Origin of the sequence: Saccharopolyspora sp. NPDC000359 (assembly GCF_040300525.1) — a bacterium.
Classification (GTDB): domain Bacteria; phylum Actinomycetota; class Actinomycetes; order Mycobacteriales; family Pseudonocardiaceae; genus Saccharopolyspora.
Genome location: NZ_JBEPDU010000003.1, coordinates 150501 through 168130, shown reverse-complemented (window position 1 = coordinate 168130; position 17630 = coordinate 150501). Strand labels below are relative to the sequence as shown.

18 protein-coding genes, 1 tRNA gene and 1 pseudogene are annotated in these 17630 nt (G+C 70.7%); 4 read left to right on the top strand and 16 right to left on the bottom strand.

Annotation, left to right across the window (positions count from 1 at the left end):
* Positions 1-16: 16 nt before the first annotated feature.
* From ABT324_RS03870 to ABT324_RS03845, 6 genes are all read right to left on the bottom strand, one after another.
* The gene (locus ABT324_RS03870) at positions 17-502 is read right to left on the bottom strand and encodes a hypothetical protein (RefSeq protein ID WP_351171129.1); all 486 of its coding nucleotides are present in this window, start codon (positions 500-502) and stop codon (positions 17-19) included.
* The gene (locus ABT324_RS03865) at positions 502-1077 is read right to left on the bottom strand and encodes a SigE family RNA polymerase sigma factor (RefSeq protein WP_502949686.1); all 576 of its coding nucleotides are present in this window, start codon (positions 1075-1077) and stop codon (positions 502-504) included. The genes ABT324_RS03870 and ABT324_RS03865 overlap by 1 nt, the downstream gene beginning before the upstream one ends.
* A gap of 237 nt (positions 1078-1314) precedes the next feature.
* Positions 1315-2265, bottom strand: coding sequence for a DUF5926 family protein (locus tag ABT324_RS03860; protein WP_351171126.1), 951 nt, complete (start codon positions 2263-2265; stop codon positions 1315-1317).
* Between the two features lie 21 nt (positions 2266-2286).
* On the bottom strand, positions 2287-3129 hold the full coding sequence (locus ABT324_RS03855; RefSeq protein ID WP_351171124.1) for a glycerophosphodiester phosphodiesterase: 843 nt from the start codon (positions 3127-3129) through the stop codon (positions 2287-2289).
* A 73-nt stretch (positions 3130-3202) separates the two neighbouring features.
* Positions 3203-4111 carry a DUF4328 domain-containing protein gene (locus ABT324_RS03850; protein WP_351171121.1) on the bottom strand — a complete coding sequence of 303 codons (909 nt, stop codon included), beginning with the start codon at positions 4109-4111 and terminating at the stop codon, positions 3203-3205.
* On the bottom strand, positions 4108-4425 hold the full coding sequence (locus tag ABT324_RS03845) for a rhodanese-like domain-containing protein (RefSeq protein WP_351171280.1): 318 nt from the start codon (positions 4423-4425) through the stop codon (positions 4108-4110). Before ABT324_RS03845 ends, ABT324_RS03850 begins: the two co-directional genes overlap by 4 nt.
* Positions 4426-4783: 358 nt before the next feature.
* Between ABT324_RS03845 and ABT324_RS03840 the strand changes: the two genes are divergently transcribed.
* Entirely contained in the window at positions 4784-5002 is a 219-nt protein-coding gene (locus tag ABT324_RS03840) for a hypothetical protein (protein WP_351171118.1), read from the top strand.
* Between the two features lie 58 nt (positions 5003-5060).
* On the opposite strand, the gene ABT324_RS03835 is transcribed toward ABT324_RS03840, so the two are convergent.
* The 10 genes and pseudogenes from ABT324_RS03835 to ABT324_RS03790 all read right to left on the bottom strand — a co-directional run bounded on the left by ABT324_RS03835 (position 5061) and on the right by ABT324_RS03790 (position 15392).
* Complete coding sequence (locus ABT324_RS03835; protein WP_502949685.1) at positions 5061-6665, bottom strand: monocarboxylic acid transporter; 1605 nt, start codon at positions 6663-6665, stop codon at positions 5061-5063.
* A 272-nt stretch (positions 6666-6937) separates the two neighbouring features.
* Positions 6938-7282: pseudogene (locus ABT324_RS03830) on the bottom strand (DUF485 domain-containing protein); the annotation flags it as partial.
* 305 nt (positions 7283-7587) lie between these two features.
* Positions 7588-9330 carry a sodium/solute symporter gene (locus ABT324_RS03825; protein WP_351171115.1) on the bottom strand — a complete coding sequence of 581 codons (1743 nt, stop codon included), beginning with the start codon at positions 9328-9330 and terminating at the stop codon, positions 7588-7590.
* Positions 9331-9374: 44 nt separating this feature from the next.
* Entirely contained in the window at positions 9375-9782 is a 408-nt protein-coding gene (locus ABT324_RS03820) for a DUF485 domain-containing protein (RefSeq protein WP_351171112.1), read from the bottom strand.
* Positions 9783-9798: 16 nt separating this feature from the next.
* Positions 9799-10629, bottom strand: coding sequence for a LytR/AlgR family response regulator transcription factor (locus ABT324_RS03815; protein ID WP_351171109.1), 831 nt, complete (start codon positions 10627-10629; stop codon positions 9799-9801).
* A gap of 331 nt (positions 10630-10960) precedes the next feature.
* Positions 10961-11866 carry a S49 family peptidase gene (locus ABT324_RS03810; RefSeq protein WP_351171106.1) on the bottom strand — a complete coding sequence of 302 codons (906 nt, stop codon included), beginning with the start codon at positions 11864-11866 and terminating at the stop codon, positions 10961-10963.
* Positions 11867-11875: 9 nt separating this feature from the next.
* Positions 11876-13129 (bottom strand): histidine kinase, encoded by a 1254-nt coding sequence (locus ABT324_RS03805; protein WP_351171103.1) that lies wholly within the window; start codon positions 13127-13129, stop codon positions 11876-11878.
* A gap of 168 nt (positions 13130-13297) precedes the next feature.
* A complete protein-coding gene (locus tag ABT324_RS03800; protein ID WP_351171100.1) occupies positions 13298-14149 on the bottom strand; it encodes an Fpg/Nei family DNA glycosylase in 852 nt (283 codons plus the stop codon).
* A gap of 37 nt (positions 14150-14186) precedes the next feature.
* The gene (locus ABT324_RS03795) at positions 14187-14624 is read right to left on the bottom strand and encodes a DUF983 domain-containing protein (protein WP_351171097.1); all 438 of its coding nucleotides are present in this window, start codon (positions 14622-14624) and stop codon (positions 14187-14189) included.
* Between the two features lie 171 nt (positions 14625-14795).
* Positions 14796-15392, bottom strand: a complete 597-nt coding sequence (locus ABT324_RS03790) for an RNA polymerase sigma factor (protein WP_351171094.1) — start codon at positions 15390-15392, stop codon at positions 14796-14798.
* Between the two features lie 430 nt (positions 15393-15822).
* Between ABT324_RS03790 and ABT324_RS03785 the strand changes: the two genes are divergently transcribed.
* The 3 genes from ABT324_RS03785 to ABT324_RS03775 all read left to right on the top strand — a co-directional run bounded on the left by ABT324_RS03785 (position 15823) and on the right by ABT324_RS03775 (position 17627).
* Positions 15823-15895: transfer RNA gene (locus ABT324_RS03785), tRNA-Gly, on the top strand.
* Between the two features lie 533 nt (positions 15896-16428).
* Positions 16429-16785 (top strand): hypothetical protein, encoded by a 357-nt coding sequence (locus ABT324_RS03780; RefSeq protein ID WP_351171091.1) that lies wholly within the window; start codon positions 16429-16431, stop codon positions 16783-16785.
* 257 nt (positions 16786-17042) lie between these two features.
* Positions 17043-17627 (top strand): hypothetical protein, encoded by a 585-nt coding sequence (locus ABT324_RS03775; RefSeq protein ID WP_351171088.1) that lies wholly within the window; start codon positions 17043-17045, stop codon positions 17625-17627.
* Positions 17628-17630 lie beyond the last annotated feature (3 nt).

Genomic DNA, 17630 nt, shown 5'->3' with positions numbered 1-17630 from the left:
CGGGCGGGACCGGCTGTTACTCGTCCGGGGGTTCGCTGGTGGGGGTGTTGGCTGAGGACGTGGGGTTGGGCTTCGTGGTTTGGGTGGGTTTCGAGGTCGTGGGGTTGGGTTCCGAGGTCTGGGTGCTCCTGAGGATCTCCGGGGGCACCGTGGTGACCTGCGGCGGTTGCGGATGGCGCGGTGGGGCCGGGGGTTGGACCGGGGTGTGCTGGGGCGGCGGCTGGGTGGGCGGTTGCTCGCTGGTCCAGCTCGGTGTCGTGGGCGAGTTGACCACCGGGGGGACCGCTGGGGGCACCGGTTGTTCGGTCTGGTGGTTGGCCAGGACCACACCGCCGCCCGCTAGGAGCAGGGCGGCCAGGGCGCTGCCGGAAGCGGCCAGCATGGTGGTGCGCTGGCGGCGGCGACGTGCGCCCGCGACGACCGACCACTCCGCCCCGGTGCGCACCGGGATGTCCAGGCGGTCGTCCCGGAGGAGCCGGTTCAGCTCGTCCTCCAGGTCCATCACACGTCACCTCCTTCCAACGAGCCGAGCCGCTTGCGCAGCGTCGCCATCGCCTTGCTCGCCTGGCTCTTGACCGTTCCGCAGCTCACGCCGAGGCTCTCCGCGATCTCGGCCTCGGAGAGCCCCTCGTAGTAACGCAGCACCACCACGGCGCGTTGCCGTGGCGGCAGACCCCGCAGCGCCTGCCAGAGCGGCTCGTTCTCCAACCGGTCCGGCTGCGCATGCGCGGGCACGTCCGGGAAGTCGGCGAGCAGCGTCTCGCGGCGGGTGCGCCGCCACCGGCTGACGTGCGTGTTCGCCATCGCCTTGCGCACGTACGCGGTCGGGTCCGCGCAGTTGCGGGTGACCTTGGCCCAGCGGGCACCGACCTTCTCCAGCACCGCCTGCACCAGATCGGCGGCGTCGTGCGGGTTCCCGGTCAACGCGTGGCCGTAGCGCATCAGCCCGGGCAGTGCCACCCGGACGAACTCCGCGAAGTCGTCTTCCGTCGCCGCCATATCCCCCCGGCGCGCCTGCCGCTGACAGGTGCCGGCCGCCTCCGCGGCGGTCGGCACTGCGGGCAGGTGCGCGGTCACCCGGTCCACCCCCGTCCACTTCCGAGTATCGCCGTGGAGGACACGCCGCAAGGCGTCCGGGGGTTGCCCGACCCGCACCGCGATCACCCGTTCGACGTAGTCCGGCACCGAACCCGACCGCGGGAAGCAACAAGCCGTCGGCACGTCGGGGTCCGACGCGCCGACGGCTGCGGCGAACTCGCGCGAGTTCGGTGGGAACCAGACGTGCGATTCCCACCGGAGTCGCGGGAGCGGTGGTCAGCGGATGGTGACCTGGCGGCCTCGGAGGCCGTCGCGGGCGCGGCGCTCGGCCGCGTCGAGGGGCTTGTCGTCGAGGGAGGCGAGGGCCTCTTCGAGGCGGCGTCCCAGGGCCGCGGCGGGTTCGTCCCACTCCCGGGCGTGCTTCTCCCGGTCCAGGTCCCACACCGGGACCAGCAGGCCGTGGGCGCGGAAGGACCCCGCATAGCGGCTGTCCTCGTCGAGCGCGAGCTCACCGCGGGCGGACAGGCGGGCCAGCGCGGCCAGCAGCTTCTCCTCCGGCTCCGGGCGGACCCAGCGCAGGTGCGCCTTCTCCCCCGCGTCCACCCAGTACGCCGATTCCACGCCTTCGGCGGTCAACCGATCGGTGGGCATGATCGCCGCGTTCGCCCGCTCCAGCGACAGCGCCACCTCGCCGGTCGCCTCGACGTCCTCCGGCAGCCACCAGGAGAAGTCCGCGTGCACCTCGACGTCGAGCTTGGCCTCCGGGTCCAGCAGGTCCTGCAGGCGGGTCGGCACGGTGCCCGCGGGCGCGGTCTCCGGCCCCACGACCGACAGCGATTCGCCCAGCTCAGCGCCCTGCACCCACTCGACCGCGCGGGCCAGGTCGCGGCTGATGTCCCCGGAGTGGGTCTGCACCTGCAGCCCGACGAACGACTTGTCGTCGTTGCGGCGCAGCGCCGCGGCGGCCATCGGCAGCACCGTCGCCAGGGCGATCTCGCCGTCGCCGCGCAGCGGCAGCTTCGCCACCGCCGAGGGCACGAACTCGCGCAGCGCGATCAGCTCGCACTCCGCCGCCAGCCCCTCGAAAGGCCTGGTCACGATCACGTCGGCGGCACCACCGGCGGCGCCGTGGCAGGCCTTGTAGCGCTTGCCGGAACCGCACGGGCAGGGCTGGCGCGGCTTGATCCCGGTGTCCGCCTCGGGCTTGGGCGCGGTTCGCTTCGACACTGCAGATCCCCTCGCTCGCGGTTACGTCGCCGTGACGCTACCGAACCGCGGGTTGTCCGAATCAGCCAGGTGGGAGCGGGTCGCGGCGGGCGAGTTGGTGGCCAGGTACCGCACCCCGGCGCGGTCGCAGAGATCGATGTCGGCCGGCTCGTCGACGGTCCAGCAGTAGGTGTCACGCCCCAGAGCCGCGGCGCGCGCGACGAAACCGGGGTCCTCGCGCAGCAACCTGATCCCGGGCCCGGCGATGTCGGCCCACGGCGGCAGCACGCCGTTGCGCCACGAGCTGCGGAACCTGTCGAACAGCAGCACTGTCGGCACCCGCGGGGCGGCGGCGCGGAACCGGCGGACGGCGGACTGGGAGAACGACATCATCAGCACCGGCGAGTGCTCCGGGTCGGGCGGCGTGGCCAGCCCGTGCCGGGCGAGCAGCGCGACGAGCTTGTGCTCCACCAGCCCGCCGTAGCGCACCGGGTGCTTGGTCTCGACGAACAACCGCACCGGCCGCGGGTGGTCGCGGACGAGGCCCAGCAGCTCGTCCAGGGTCAGCACGCCGCGCTCCGGAGCGGGCCGGGACCAGTCCACCAACTCGTCGGCGGAGCCCGGCAGCTCGCGCTGCCAGCCGCCGAAGTCCACATCGGACATCCCGGCGACGGTCAGCTCGCTGACCACGCCCCGGGCGCTGGAGGTCCGGTCGATGCGCCGGTCGTGCACGCACACCAGATGCCCGTCCCGGCTGACCCGGATGTCGCACTCCAGTGCGTGGGCGCCCTGCTCGAGGGCCAGTTCATACGCGCCGCGGGTGTGCTCGGCGCGGTGCGCCGACGCTCCCCGGTGCGCAACGACGTCGGGAGTCGGCTGCCACACGCGGCCGATTATCCGGGTTGCCCAGATCCACTTCCGGCATCTGTGACGCAACGCGCTGGCCCGATCGGGGCCGTCAGCGCCGGGCGGAGGACGGGCGCTCGGCGCGCGGGACCGGCGGGGTCGCGCGGACCGCGCGGACGTGGAGGTGGTGGAGCTCGGTCGGGTCGGGTTCGACCAGCAGCCGCATCACGTACTTGACCAGCAGCGCGGTCTGCACCGCCAGCAGCGTCACGAGCGCGTTGTCCAGGGCGTGCAGGACGACCCCGTCGGCGAGCGCCTGCACGGTGCCGCGGAACCCCCAGAGGATGGTGAACCAGCCGACCAGCAGCGTCGCCACCCACGTCGCCCACCACGCCCGGACGCGCAGCGTCGGGAACGGTCGCGCGCCGCGCTCGCGGTCACCTTCGGCGACCAGCACCGCGTGCTCCAGCTCGGCCACCACCGAGCCGGGCACGAGCAGGTTCAACCCCGGCACCAGCACCCCGACGACCACCTGCCAGTCGGGGCGGGCGCTGCGCACCCCTATCCGCTCGGCGGCCGCGGCGCGGGCCCGCAGGCCCCAGAGCACGACCAGGACCCCGCTCAGCACGCCCAGCACCCACAGCAGCAACCCGGTCGTGGTGACCAGCGCGTCGGACACCGCCAGCGGCGTGCGCGGCAGCGCCCCGTCGCGGCTGATCAGCAGCAGGACGTAGCGCCAGCTCTCGGCCAGGGTCGCCAGTCCGGCGACGCCCGCGGTGAGCCACAGCGCCACCACCGCGGTCCCGGCCGTCGCCACGGCGCGCGCCTCGGCGTTGACGTGCTGGTGCGCGGGCAGGGCGAGCGGCCAGCGCCACGCCAGCATCGGGAAGCCCCAGCGCGGCACCGCCGGGTAGGCGGGTGGGCCGCTGTAGCGGCGCGGCTGCTTGCGCGCCTTGGGGCGGCGCAGGCCGCCGGGCGGGGTGGCGACCCACTGCGTCGGGCGCTGCTGCCGAGGGGTCACAGCACGTACGGCTCACCGTCGTCGGCCACCATCGGCCGGTCGATGGCTGCCCAGCCGTTCATGCCGCGCTCGACGTTGACCGCGTCCCAGCCGTTGGCGTTGAGGTACGCGGTGACCTTCGCCGACCGGCCGCCGGACCGGCAGATCACGTAGACCTGGTCGGCCTCGGGGATCTCGTCGAGCCGCTGCACGAGCTCGCTCATCGGGATGTGCACGGCCTGCGGCGCGTGCCCGGCGGCCCACTCGTTGGCCTCGCGGACGTCCAGCAGCACGCTGCCCTCGGGCAGCTCGGCGGGGAGCTCCTCCGGCTGCACGCCGGGAACCTGATGACCGGGAACTGGAGTAGTCACGCCCCGAATGCTGCCACGCCGGACGTGGTGCCCGCGTGAGACCCGTCCGGTGGGTGCGCCCGCGCTCCGGAACCGCCGCGTCGCCTGCCCGTGGGACTGCCGACCGGCGTCCGAGCGACACCAGGAATCGGACCGGGCCGGGCCGGGAAACCCCGGGGCGTGGGAACCAACGACCCGGCAGGCGCGCTGACCAGGCGAGACGCGAGGCCGTTTCGTGGTTGTTCACGCTTTCTGGTGGTCCTGCCCTCGAAATTGGCGAAGCAAGATCATCACGTGCGAAGGTTTCGCTTGCTCGATTCAGATCTGACTGAGAGGAAGTCCCGTGTCTCGTCGAGTCGTGCTCCGCTGGCCGAACGGCAGCGAATGGGGTCATCTGGCCGAGGTCCCGGACGAAGGCGGGCTGCCCCGCTTCACCGGCTTCATCCGGATGACCGACCCCCGCGTGCAGGACCTGATCAGCCGCGTCGAGCCGCAGCGCGCCGACGGCGACATGTGGGAGGTGCACTTCAGCGCGGCCGAGACCGAGCTCGTCCCCACGTGAGCGGAGCGGAAAAGCGCCCGCCCGGCAGGACCGGACGGGCGCTCTCGGCGGTCGCAGCTCAGTGCGAGATGGCCTTCTCCGCCCCGGTACCGGTCAGCGACCGGACCTCCATCTCGGCGTACTTGGCCTCGTTGGGCGCGTCCTTGCCCAGGACGGTGCCGAGGTAGCCGAGCAGGAAGGACACCGGGATCGAGATCAGGCCCGGGTTCTTCAGCGGGAACCACGCGAAGTCCAGCGCCGGGAACATCGCGTCGTCGTTGCCGGAGACCGCCGGCGAGAACACGATCAGCACGATCGTGACCGCCAGGCCGCCGTAGATGCTCCACAGCGCGCCGGTGGTGTTGAACCGCTTCCAGAACAGCGAGTACAGCAGGGTCGGCAGGTTCGCCGAGGCCGCGACCGCGAACGCCAGCGCCACCAGGAACGCCACGTTCTGGCCGTTGGCCGCGATGCCACCCAGGATGGACACGATGCCGATCACCACCGCGGTGATCCGGGCGACCTTGACCTCCTGGTTCTTGTCGTCCACCTTGCCCTTCTTGAGCACGTTCGCGTAGATGTCGTGCGCGAAGGAGGCGGACGCGGTGATCGTCAGACCCGCGACCACGGCCAGGATGGTGGCGAAGGCGACCGCCGCGATGAAGCCCAGCAGCAGCGGCCCGCCCAGCTCCAGCGCCAGCAGCGGCGCGGCCGAGTTGACCCCGCCCGGCGCCTCCTTGATCGTCTCCGACCCCACCAGCGCCCCGGCACCGTAGCCCAGGACCAGCGTGAACAGGTAGAACAGGCCGATCAGCCAGATCGCCCAGACCACCGAGCGGCGGGCTTCCTTGGCGGTGGGCACGGTGTAGAAGCGCATCAGCACGTGCGGCAGACCGGCGGTGCCGAGCACCAGGGCGATGCCGAGCGAGAAGAAGTCCAGCTTGCTGATCTCGGTCTTGCCGTACTGGGCGCCCGGGTCGAGCACGGACGGCCCGCCGACCTCGGCGGCGTGGCCGAGCAGGCCGGACAGGTTGAAGCCGTACATGGCCAGCACCCAGATGGTCATCACGAAGGCGCCCGCGATGAGCAGCGCGGCCTTGATGATCTGCACCCAGGTGGTGCCCTTCATACCGCCGACCAGCACGTACACGATCATCAGCGCGCCGACCACGGCGATGACCAGGGCCTGCCCGGTCTTGCTGGAGATGCCCAACAGCAGCGCCACCAGACCACCGGCACCGGCCATCTGGGCGAGCAGGTAGAAGAACGTCACGGCCAGGGTGGACAGCGACGCGGCGGTGCGCACCGGACGTTCCTTCATCCGGAAGCTGAGCACGTCGCCCATCGTGTACTTGCCGGTGTTGCGCAGCAGCTCCGCGACCAGCAGCAGGGCCACCAGCCAGGCCACCAGGAAGCCGATCGAGTACAGGAAGCCGTCGTAGCCGTAGACCGCGATCGCGCCGGCGATGCCGAGGAAGGACGCGGCGGACAGGTAGTCGCCGGCGATGGCGATGCCGTTCTGCGGGCCGGTGAAGGCGCGGCCGCCCGCGTAGTAGTCAGCGGCGGTCTTGGTGTTCCGGCTGGCCCGGAACACCACGACCATGGTGACCACGACGAACAGCGCGAAGATGCCGATGTTGAGCGCGCTGTTGTCGGCGGTCCCGCCCTGGGCCAGTGGGGACAGTGCGGCGATCACTTCTGCTGGCCTCCTTCGGCGTCCGCAGTGGGTTCAGCCTTCTCGGCCGACGAGGAGTCCTCAGTGGGTTCGGCCTTCTCGGCCGAGGAAGAGTCCTCAGTGGGTTCGTTCTTTTCGGCCGACGAGGCGTCCTCAGTGGAGTCCGCCGGGGCGTCGTCCGCCGCGGAGCTGCCCTTCTCGGCGTCGTCCGCCGGGGTTTCCGCCTTCTCGGCGTCACCCTTCCCGGACTCCTGCGCGTCCTCCTCGGACACCGTCACCCCGGCGCCCGATTCGAGCGATTCGCGAATTCCCTCTGCGACCGGGTCGAGGTGCCGGTTGGCGTAGCGGACGTACCAGGTGGTGATGGCGAAGGTGGAGACGAACTGCAGCAGGCCCAGCACGAGCCCGATGTTGATGTTGCCGACCACCTTGATGCTCATGAAGCCGTGCGCGTAGTCGGCGAGCAGCACGTAAACCAGGTACCAGGCCAGGAACAGCGCCGAGACCGGGAAGACGAAGTTGCGCAGTCTGCGCCGCAATGCGGTGAATTCGGGGCTGCGTTGCGCAGCTGCCCAGGTTTCGGCGTCGATACCGGACCCGGACCCGACTTGGTCCGTGGTGCTCACGGGGTCCCTCCCAGAAGAAAAAGGCCCCGCCCGGGGTGCACCGGGACGCGAGCCTGAATCGCTTTCAACGCGGGAACGCTACGTAGTCCTCCCCATGACTGTGAAGACCCGTAGGGAGTACACAAGCTAACGATCGAGTGAAGTTGATGGAGGCCAAGCGCAGTCAAGAAACTGCGGCTCAACGGCACGATTTCACTCGTTTGGAGTATTGTATTCGATTGGTTTAGACATTTTATTACCGTGAGTGATCGAATTGCGGATCCAGGACCGGCGAACGGACTAGGCAAACCCCCGGTTGGTCACGCTCAGCGCTGGTGCCGTCCCCCGGACTTCGGCGGCTCGGCAGGCCCCGCGACCAGCTTCCCGTCCAGGAACCCCAGCCGGTCCGGCGCGTGCAACCGCAGCATCACCCGCCCCACCCCGGTCGGCACCCGCGCCGCGGTGGCCCGGCTGACCAGCACCGCGACGGCGAACGCGATCGGCACCGTGACCAGCGCGGGCTGGTTGACCAACGTCGACCACCAGGTCTCCCGGTGACCCGCGAAGTACGCCCCCACCGCGGCGATCAGCACCAGGCTGCCGCCGACCACCATGCCGCTGGCCGCGCCCGCCGCGGTGAGCCCACGCCACCAGATCCCCAGCACCAGCACCGGGCAGAACGTCGAAGCGGCCATCGCGAACGCCAACCCCACGCTGCGCGCGATGTCGTGGCTGTCCGCGGTCAGCGCCAGCAGCGTGGGCACCAGGCACGCCAGCGCGGCCAGCACCCGGACGTCCACCACGCGCCCGCGCAGCACCTCCCGCGACGACAGCACCCCGGCCAGGCTCACGACCAGCCCCGACGAGGTCGACAGGAACGCGGCGAACGCCCCGGCCGCAGTGATCGCCGCCAGCAACCCGCCGAACCAGTTCCCCAGCATCTCGCCCGGCAGCAGCAGGACCGCCGCATCGGTCTCGCCGGTGACCAGCAGCTGCGGCGAGTACAGCCGGGACAGCAGCCCGAAGACCGTCGGGAACAGGTAGAAGGCCCCGAGCATCGCCACCACGTACAGCGTGGTGCGGCGGGCCGCGGTCCCGCTCGGGTTGGTGTAGAAGCGGGCCAGCACGTGCGGCAGGCCCATGGTGCCCAGGAGCGTCGCGACGAGCACCGAGTACGTCTCGAGCAACCCGGCGGCCCCGTCGTGCTGGGGCCGCAACCAGGTGGCGTTGTCCGGTTCGGCGTCCGCCACCACCGGCACCGCGGACCCGGCCGGGAACCGCAGCTCGCTGCCCGCGGGCATGGCGTGCTCCCCCGGCGGCAGGTAGACCGAGCCGTCCTGGTCGGCCAGCCACACCGGTTCGCGCACGGTCAACCGCACGTCGGTGTCGACGTGCACCGCGGTGTCGCGCGGGAAGACTGGCGGCACCGGCGCGTCCAGCGCCTGCCGCTGCGCACCGCCCAGGAACACGGTGAACAGCGCGAAGGCGGGCACCGTGATCGCGAACAGCTTCACCCAGTACTGGAACGCCTGCACCAGCGTGACCGCGCGCAGCACCCCGCTGACCACGACGAGCAGCACGATCACCGCGACGACGAAGATCCCGGCCCAGTGCGGGAAGCCGACGATCGCGGCCAACGTCATCCCGGCGCCCTGCAGCTGCGGTACCAGGTACAACCAACCGATCAGCACCACGAGCACGGTGCACAGCGAGCGCAGCCGCAGCGAGTCCAGCCGCGCCTCGGCGAAGTCCGGCAGCGTGTAGGCGCCCGAGCGGCGCATCGGCGCGGCGACGAACAGCATCAGCGCCAGGTACCCGGCCGCGAAGCCGATCGGGTACCACAGCGCGTCCACGCCGTCCTTCAGCACGAGCCCGGCGATGCCCAGGAACGACGCGGCGGACAGGTACTCCCCGGAGATCGCTGCGGCGTTGTGCTCCTCGCGGACCTCCCGCCGCGCCGCGGTGAAGTCCGTGGTGGCGCGTGCCGACCGGGAACCCCACCACCCGACGGCGAAGGTCGCCGCGACGATCAGCGCGACGCCGACCAGGGACCAGGGATTCGAGGACATCGCTCCGTGCCGTCTACTCGGGTGGGTTGTCGCCGATCATGTTGTCACTGCTCGACCATGTCGAGGAAATCCCGCTCGTGCCGTTCCGCCCGGCGGGTGCACAGGTAGCCGATCAGCACGAAGAACGGGTAGATCAGCACGCCGAGCAGCAGCCACGGCAACCGGACCCCGAGCACCGCGAGGTCGCCGATCGACGGCACCGCCCAGAACAGCACCGGGAGGCCGAACAGCACCGCCACCACCACGCCGGTCAGCACCAGGGCGGTGCGCAGCTGCGCTTTCACCAGGCTGGTGACCAGCACCTCGCCGACGCTGTTCTGCTCCTCCAGCTCCATCAGGGTGCGGGCGACCTGCCGGGTCCGGCGGCGGTCGGCGAGCACCACGCGCTTGCGGCGCGGCCGGGGGGTGGCCTCCCCGAGCCGTCCGCGGAGGTCGAATCCGTCGGGACTCATCCCGCCGAGCCGCGGATCACTGCTGCCCCCAGTTCTGCCGCGGCGCCCGGACCAGGCGGTCCTTGAGCTCGCGGGTGTGCCGTCGGCTGACCGGCAGCTCCTTGGGCTGCCCGCCACCGAGCACCACCGAGTACCCGGACGAGGACATCCGCAGCTCGGTGACCAGTGAGAGCGACACCAGGAAGGAGCGGTGAATGCGCAGGAAACCGGCCTCGGCCCAGCGCTCCTCCAGCTGTGCCAGGGGGATCCGCACCAGGTGCGAGCCGTCGGTGGTGTGCAGGCGCGCGTAGTCGCCCTGCGCCTCGACCCACCGCACGTCCTTGCGGGGGATCATCCGGGTGGTCCCGGCCAGCTCGACCGGGATCACCTCTTCGTCGTCGGGCGCCGGGGCTTCCAGCGCGCGGGGGCCCGTGGCGGCCTGCTGCTTGTTCTTCTCGATGGTGCGCAGCGCGCGGTCGATCCGCTCGGCGTTCGCCGGTTTCATGATGTAGTCCAGCGCGCCGACCTCGAAGGCCTCGAGGGCGTTCTCCTCGTGCCCGGTGATGAACACCAGGGCTGGCGGGTTGCGGAACGCGGTGAGCACCCGCGCCAGCTCCATCCCGCTGAGACCCGGCATCGACACGTCCGCGAACACGGCGTCCACAATGGACTCACCGGGGTCGCGCTGGCCGAACAGGTCCGGGTCGTCGCTGCGGAGCAGACGCAGCGCCTCGGCGGCGTCGAAGGCCGTCAGCACCCGCCCGACCCTCGGGTTGCCGCCGAGCAGGTACTTCATCTCGTCCAGCCCGGCCATCTCGTCGTCAACGGCCAGGACGACGAGTCCCGCGGGGTTGTCTCGTGTACTCACTGCACGCCATATCCTGCCGTCGAATCCCACTCGCCCCGAGTGAGTCCTGTCACGCCTTGCCAACAAAGCTAATTGCTAACGGAGCGCGGTGGTCCTCAGGGGGCTTACCACGAAAATCCCCCCTTGGCGCAACGTTTCTTCGCCCGTTCAGCCCAATGTTCGCCGCCGAACGAGTGACACGCTCAATGAGGGTATCGACGCAGCGCAACGGCCGCGATCACGGTCCGCGCACCGGGCAGGACGGCAGGCCGAGACCGACCGCAGTTTCGATTGCAACTGCGGTCGATCACGTTCCGGGATCACAGTTCCAACTGGAACCGTGCACGTTGACTCAGAGCCCGAAGCGGTTCCACATCGCCCGGTGCTCCAACGCCTCCACAGTGGACAGAACGGCGTCCGCCGGGGAGCCGCCGAGGCGGACCGAGGAGGACATACCGAGGCGGGCCAGCAGCGGCTTGCGCGGCTCGACGGTGTGCAGGTGGGCGTCCGGGAACTTCTCCTTCACGATCTCCCGCAGCGACCCGACGCCGTCCACCAGGCCGAGCTCGGCCGCCTTCGCCCCGGACCACACCTCACCGGAGAACAGGTCGTCGTCGGTGCCGTTGAGCTTGCTGCCGCGCCGCTTGCGCACCCAGTCCCGGAACTGCTCGTGCAGCTCGCCCTGCAAACCGCGCAGCCACTGGACGTCCTCCTCCTTCTCCGGGAAGAACGGGTCCAGCCGCACCTTGTGCTCGCCCGCGGTGTGCACCCGGCGCTCCACGCCCAGCTTCTCCATCAGCCCGGTCAGTCCGAAGCTCGCGCTGACCACCCCGACGGATCCCACGATCGACGTCGGGTGCGCGTAGACCTCGTCGGCCGCGCAGGCCAGCCAGTACCCGCCGGAGGCCGCGACGTCCTCGCAGTAGGCCAGCACCGGCACGTCCTTCTCCGCGGCCAGCTCGCGGATCCGGTCCGCGACCAGCGCGGACTGGGTCGGCGCGCCACCCGGCGAGTTGACCGACAGCACCACGCCACTGAGCCGGTCGTGGCCGAACGCGCGGGTCAACGCCGTCTCCACGGTCTGCGTCGAGATCGTCGGCCGACTCATCGGCGACGGTGTCGAGGTGATGACGCCGTGCAGCTTCACGACCGCCACCACCGGTCCGCGCTCCGCTCGCTCGGCGAGCTTGGCCGGCAACTTAGCGGACAACTTGCCGGACAACAGGTCGGTGAACTTCTGCGGCGCCTTCTCGCTCATACCTCGACGTTACCGGCTCACCGCGGGGCCAGCCGCCAGCCCGATGCCGGTCTCGTCGAAGGCCGGTGGCGGTACCGGCCGCACGCCCGGGGCGAACTTGGGCACCCGCATGATGACCTTCATGCCCGCGTCCTGCTCGGTCTCCACCACCAGGCCGTAGTCGTTGCCGAAGGTGGCCCGCATCCGGTTGTTGATGTTGCCCAGGCCGACGTGCGCCCCGGTCAGGTGCGCGTTGGCCAGCTCCGCGTCGAGGCGCTCCGGGTCCATCCCGATGCCGTCGTCGTCCACGCTGATCAGCGCTTCGGTCCCGTTGTCCTCGGCGGTCACCGACACGGTCCCGCCGCCCGGCTTGTTCGCCAGGCCGTGCCGCACCGCGTTCTCCACCAGCGGCTGCAGCGCCAGGAACGGCACCACCACCGGCAGCACCTCCGGCGCGATCTTGAGCTGCACCTTCAGCCGGTCCGGGCCGAACCGGGCGCTCTCCAGGGTCAGGTAGCGGTCGATGTTGCGGATCTCGTCGGCCAGCGTGGTGTAGAGGCCGCTGGTGCGGAACGAGTAGCGGGTGAAGTCGGCGAACTCCTGCAGCAGGTCCCGCGCGTGCTCCGGGTCGGTGCGGATCAGCGAGCCGATGGTGTTCAGCGCGTTGTAGATGAAGTGCGGCGAGATCTGCGCCCGCAGCGCGCGCACCTCGGCCTGCGCCAACCGCTCCTTGGACTCCTGCAGCTCGGCCAGCTCCAGCTGGGTCGACACGTGGTTGGCGACCTCGGCGGCGGCCCGCAGCAGGCGCTTGCGGTCGCCGTCGGAGATGACCGCCAGCGCGCCGCGGGTCTCGTCCTCCACCTCCAGCGGCACCACGACGGCGTGCCGCATCGGGCACGGCCGGTGCTCGCAGGCCACGTCGCCGTGGTCGAGGAACTCGCGCTTGCCGGTGCGCAGCACCTGCTCGATCTTGGTGCGCAGGTCGGCGTAGTGGTGGTTGGCCTCGCCGTCCCAGCTCAGCAGCGTGCCGTCCGCGTCGACGATGCCGACCGCCACGCACGCCAGCAGTTCCCGGAGGTGTGGCGCGGCCTTGTCCGCCGACGCCGGGGTCAGGCCTGCGCGGAGATGCGGAGCCGCGCTGGTCACGCGGTGCAGCGCGGCCAGCGTCGCGTCCTCCACCGAGGCGCTGACCCGGCGCGCCCTGCACAGCAGAACGAACATGCCGAGCACCGCGAGCGCCGCGAGCGAGGTCAGCACCGTCCGCTCAGTCAACAACTCCGCCACAACATCAATCTGCCCGACGAGCACACCAGGAATCAAGACAGCTACGCTCAGTGCACGCTTTCCATCGGTGAGCGGTACCCCGATCTTCCGTTCAGCGGTATGGGCCAGCTCGACCAGCGGCTGTTCGGCTGTGCACAACCCGCGAAACCATCCACAACCTGTGGACAACTACTTCAGCAGCCGCGAGAGCCGACGATCCGCCAGCGGTTTGCCCCCGGTCTGGCAGGTGGGGCAGTACTGCATCGACCGGTCCGCGTAGGACACCTCCCGGACCGCGTCCCCGCACACCGGGCACGGCAGCCCCGTCCGCGCGTGCACCCGCAACCCGGAGCGCTTCTCCGCCTTCAACCGCGCCGCGTCCTGCTCCAGCGAGCGCCGCACCGCGTCCCGCAGGATCTCCTGGGTGCTCGCGTGCAACCGGGCCACCGCCTCGGCGTCGAGCTTGCCCGCGGTGGCGAACGGCGAGAGCTTCGCGGCGTGCAGGATCTCGTCGGAGTAGGCGTTGCCGATCCCGGCCAGCGCGGACTGGTTGGTGAGCAGCGTCTTGATCCGCTCGGTGCGGCCGGACAGCACGGCGGCCAGCCCGTCGAGGTCCAGCTCCAACGCGTCCGGACCGAGCTTGGCGATGCCCGGCACCTCGGCCGGGTCGGCCACCACCCACACCGCCAGCTTCTTCTGCGTCCCGGCCTCGGTCAGGTCGAAGCCGACGCCACCCAGGTGCACCCGCAGCGCGATCGGCCCCCGGCCGGGCTTCGGCGGGGTCGGCGACAGGTTGTCCGACCAGCGCAACCACCCGGCCCGCGCCAGGTGGCAGACCAGGTGCAGGCCATCGCAGTCCAGGTCCAGGTACTTGCCGCGCCGCGACGCCGCGGTGACGGTGCGGCCGTGCAGCTCGGTCCACGGCGGGCTCGCCGTCTTCAGCACGCTCATCGACGCGACGTCGACCCGGGCGACGACCCGGCCCACGGCGTTGTCGCGCAGGTGCTGGGCCAGCGCTTCTACCTCAGGGAGTTCCGGCACGGCCCCAGTGTGCTGGAAAACCGCGCCCCCGTCCGCCTCACTCCACCGGTTGGAGGCTGCCGTTCATGTCCGGCTCGGCGTAGAGCTCGATGTGGCGCGCCACCTCCGAGACCTCCTTGCGGACGTCGTAGAAACCGCGGACCACGCCCACCCAGGTCTCCGGCGGGTTCTCCTCGTGGTCGCCAGGGGTGGCCGCGGTGACCGTCCACGGCCGGTGCAGCACCCAGCGGACCGGGAAGAACAGCACCGCCACGACCAGCAGCAGGATCAGCCACGGCGGCACGTACACCTCGTCGGGCGTCCACACCGCGAACATCACGACCAGGAACAGCAGCACCGCGCCCATCACCACGGCGGGCCCGGCACCCCCGTTGACGTCGTGCTCGAACTCCTCCGCCGCGATCGGGTTGGACCACTCCAGGTTCGCCTTGATGGTCCACTCGCGGCCGTCGGAGCCCCGCACCACCCGGTTCATCGTCGCCTCCCCGCCCACCCGGGCTGGTCGCCTCACCAACATCGCATCGCCACTCGAACCCCGGCGCTAACCGAGCGTGGAGCAACGGTACCGCGCGCGTCATGGGCCCGACGGGTGATAGTCGTCCCCGAACGGGCCCATTGTCGATCATGTGGAGCAGCCCGACCAGCCTCACGCGCGGCGCAGGCACCCCGGCGCGGCAACCGGCAGGTCCGAAGCCTGGTGATACGCCTCACGCAACCCGCGCCGGGCCCGGTGCGCCAGCACCGCCGTGGCGTTCGGGGTCAACCCCAGCTGGCGGGCGATGCTGGCGGGCCGGTGCCCCTCGACCTCGGTGCGCCACAGCACTTCCCGCCACCGCGCGGGCAACCGCAGGAACGCCCGGGCCAGCAACTCGCCCTCCGCCTGCACCACCTGGTGGTCGCCCTGCCGCGGCACGTGCTCGCCCAGCTCGTCGGAGGTCATCGGCTCGTCCCGCCGCGCGGCCACCCACTCCGCCAGCACCCGCCGCACCACCGTGAACAGGTACGTGCGGACGGCGTCCCGAGGTCCGCGACCGGACCGGACCGCGCGCAGCACGCGCAGGAACACCTCCGCCACCACGTCGTCGACGTCGATCCCCGCCCGCTGCATGCTCAACGCGAAGCGCCGCACCATCGGCGCGTGCCTGCGGTACAACTCCCCGAAGGCGGCGTCGTCGCCCTTCCGCAACCGCGCCAACAGCACCACGTCGTCCAACGACCGCACCGCACCATCACTCGACCCCAACGTTCCTCCCCCAGCCGAGCCGACCGGCGAGGAACCCGTGGCGCCGGTCGGAATCGCTACCGCGGACGCCCCGGACCACAGCACCAGCAGGGGCCGCGGTCGATCTCGACGGAGCACGCGGTCGGCGACCTGCAGCACGCTGCGCGCCGATTCCGATTCCCCCCAGCTGACGCCGGTGCTGGCCTCCGCGGACAGCCCCGGGCACGTCACCGCCAGAACTGTCGCTGGCCCCGTCGAAGACCGCAACCGCCCACCACCCACACGCGTGGCCTGCCCTCCGGCGCCTGGGCAGGAGGCATGTCGCCAGGCCAAGCGGGTTGGGAACGACCCGTTCGGCGGGTGTTCCGACCCGAAGTGGCCCCCCCGGTGAACGGCCCGCGAAGCATGGGCTAGAGTAGTCGTCAACAGCCCACCGGGGCGATGAAGAGATGCGGATGTAGCGCAGCTGGTAGCGCATCACCTTGCCAAGGTGAGGGTCGCGGGTTCGAGTCCCGTCATCCGCTCGGAGCTGGGAGCCTTGTGCCAACGCTTTTGCGTTGGCCTTGGCTCCTTCGCCATTTCTTTGGGGGGTTCGAACCCCCCAAGCCCCCCACGGGGCGGGGGTTACTTTGTCGAGCGCTCCTCGTGGTGGGTGGTGTGCCCGACCTGGGTTCTGGACCAGCGCCTCGCGGACCACCTTTCGGGTTTGTGGTGACTTCGGCTGTCCTGCGCTGTTCGGGCGGCTTCGCTTCTCGGGTTCGCGCTCCTGAGGGGGCTTCGGATTTGGCGTGGGTTCTTCGGTTTGCGGGCTTGTGGTGACTTCGCTTCTGGGGTGGTTTTTTGGGGTTGTGCTTCTGAGGGGGCTTCGGGTTTTTTGGGTTCTTGGTGGGCTTTAGGGGTTGGGTTTGGGGTTGGCACTTCTGGGTTGGTGAATTGCCGGGGAGTTCGCTCGATCTTGGGAACTTGCATGGTCTCCCGGTTTTACCGGGTGCGGTAGTTATCGGGGTGTGATCTTCTCTGGGGGTCTTGTTGTCCTTCTTCTCCTTGGAGGTTTTTCATGCGTCGGGTTGTTGTTGGCGTGCTCGCCGTCGGGGCTCTCGGGATCGCTTTCGGCGGGGTTGCCAACGCCGTCGGCGAGCAGTACCAGCCGGGCACCACGCAGACCTGGAGCTGGCAGACCACCAGCCAGGAGTCCCAGCACTGGCAGGACGGCTGGGGCGCCAGCACCACCAGCAGCACAACCACCTCGTCGACCCAGACCGGCACCACCAGCACGTCCTGGCGGGCCGCGGACACCGGCAACGGCGGCCAGGGCGGCAACGCGCAGGGCGGGTCGTCCTACACCGTCGCCGAGGGCGACGGGTGGGCCTACGCCTTCGCCCAGGGCGAGAGCGTCCAGGGCGCGCACGGCTGAGCCACGCGACTCGGTGCCGCGCTCGGTGCACCGGGCGCGGCACTTCACAGTTCGGGGGGAATCACCGACCCCGCGGATGAATGATCTTGAATCGGCCCGACCCGGCAATTCTGCCCGCGCGGTGAATTCGGGCAGCGAAATTGCCCGAACGACTTCCTGATTCCGTGCGCAGGTCTGATTCCCACCGACCGGACCCGAACGGCGGATCAACCGATAAGATCTCCCCCGGCGAAGCACGAGCCGCGGGGAGGAGTTGCATGTCCGGTGCCACTCGCTCGCGGGTGCGGCGGGCGCTGGCCGTCGGACTGCCCGTCCTCGCCGTCGGCACCGGCATCCTGGCAGCTGGCTGGTTCCTGCCCTCGCCGAGCGCCGTGCCCGGCTACACGGGCGTGCCGAACGCCTGCGAGTCGGTGTCCCAGGAGTCGCTCCGGGAAGCGTTCGAACCGCGCCGGGCGGAGGTCCGCGACCAGCACCACGGCATCGACGGCCAGCGCCACACCTCGAAGTGCCAGTGGCGGACCGAAGGACCGGTGCACAGCGCGCGCAAGACCCGCCTGCAGGTGCAGGTGGCGGTCGAGTTCGACCGCGAAGCCCGCCCCGACACCGCCTACGCCAACCAGTTCCTGGACTACCTGGCCCTGGAACCAGGTGCCGCCGAAGTGCCGGACCTGGCAGGCCGAGCGGTGCTGATCCGCAGCCCCCGCGACGTCCAACTGGTCGCGGCCAAGGCCAACATGACCATCGAAGTCCGCTACAGCGCCGCCAAGCCCACCGCGGAACTCGAACCGGTAGCCCGCACGATCACCGAAGAACTCCTGACCACCGCGGGCGACCCCAAGTAGGCC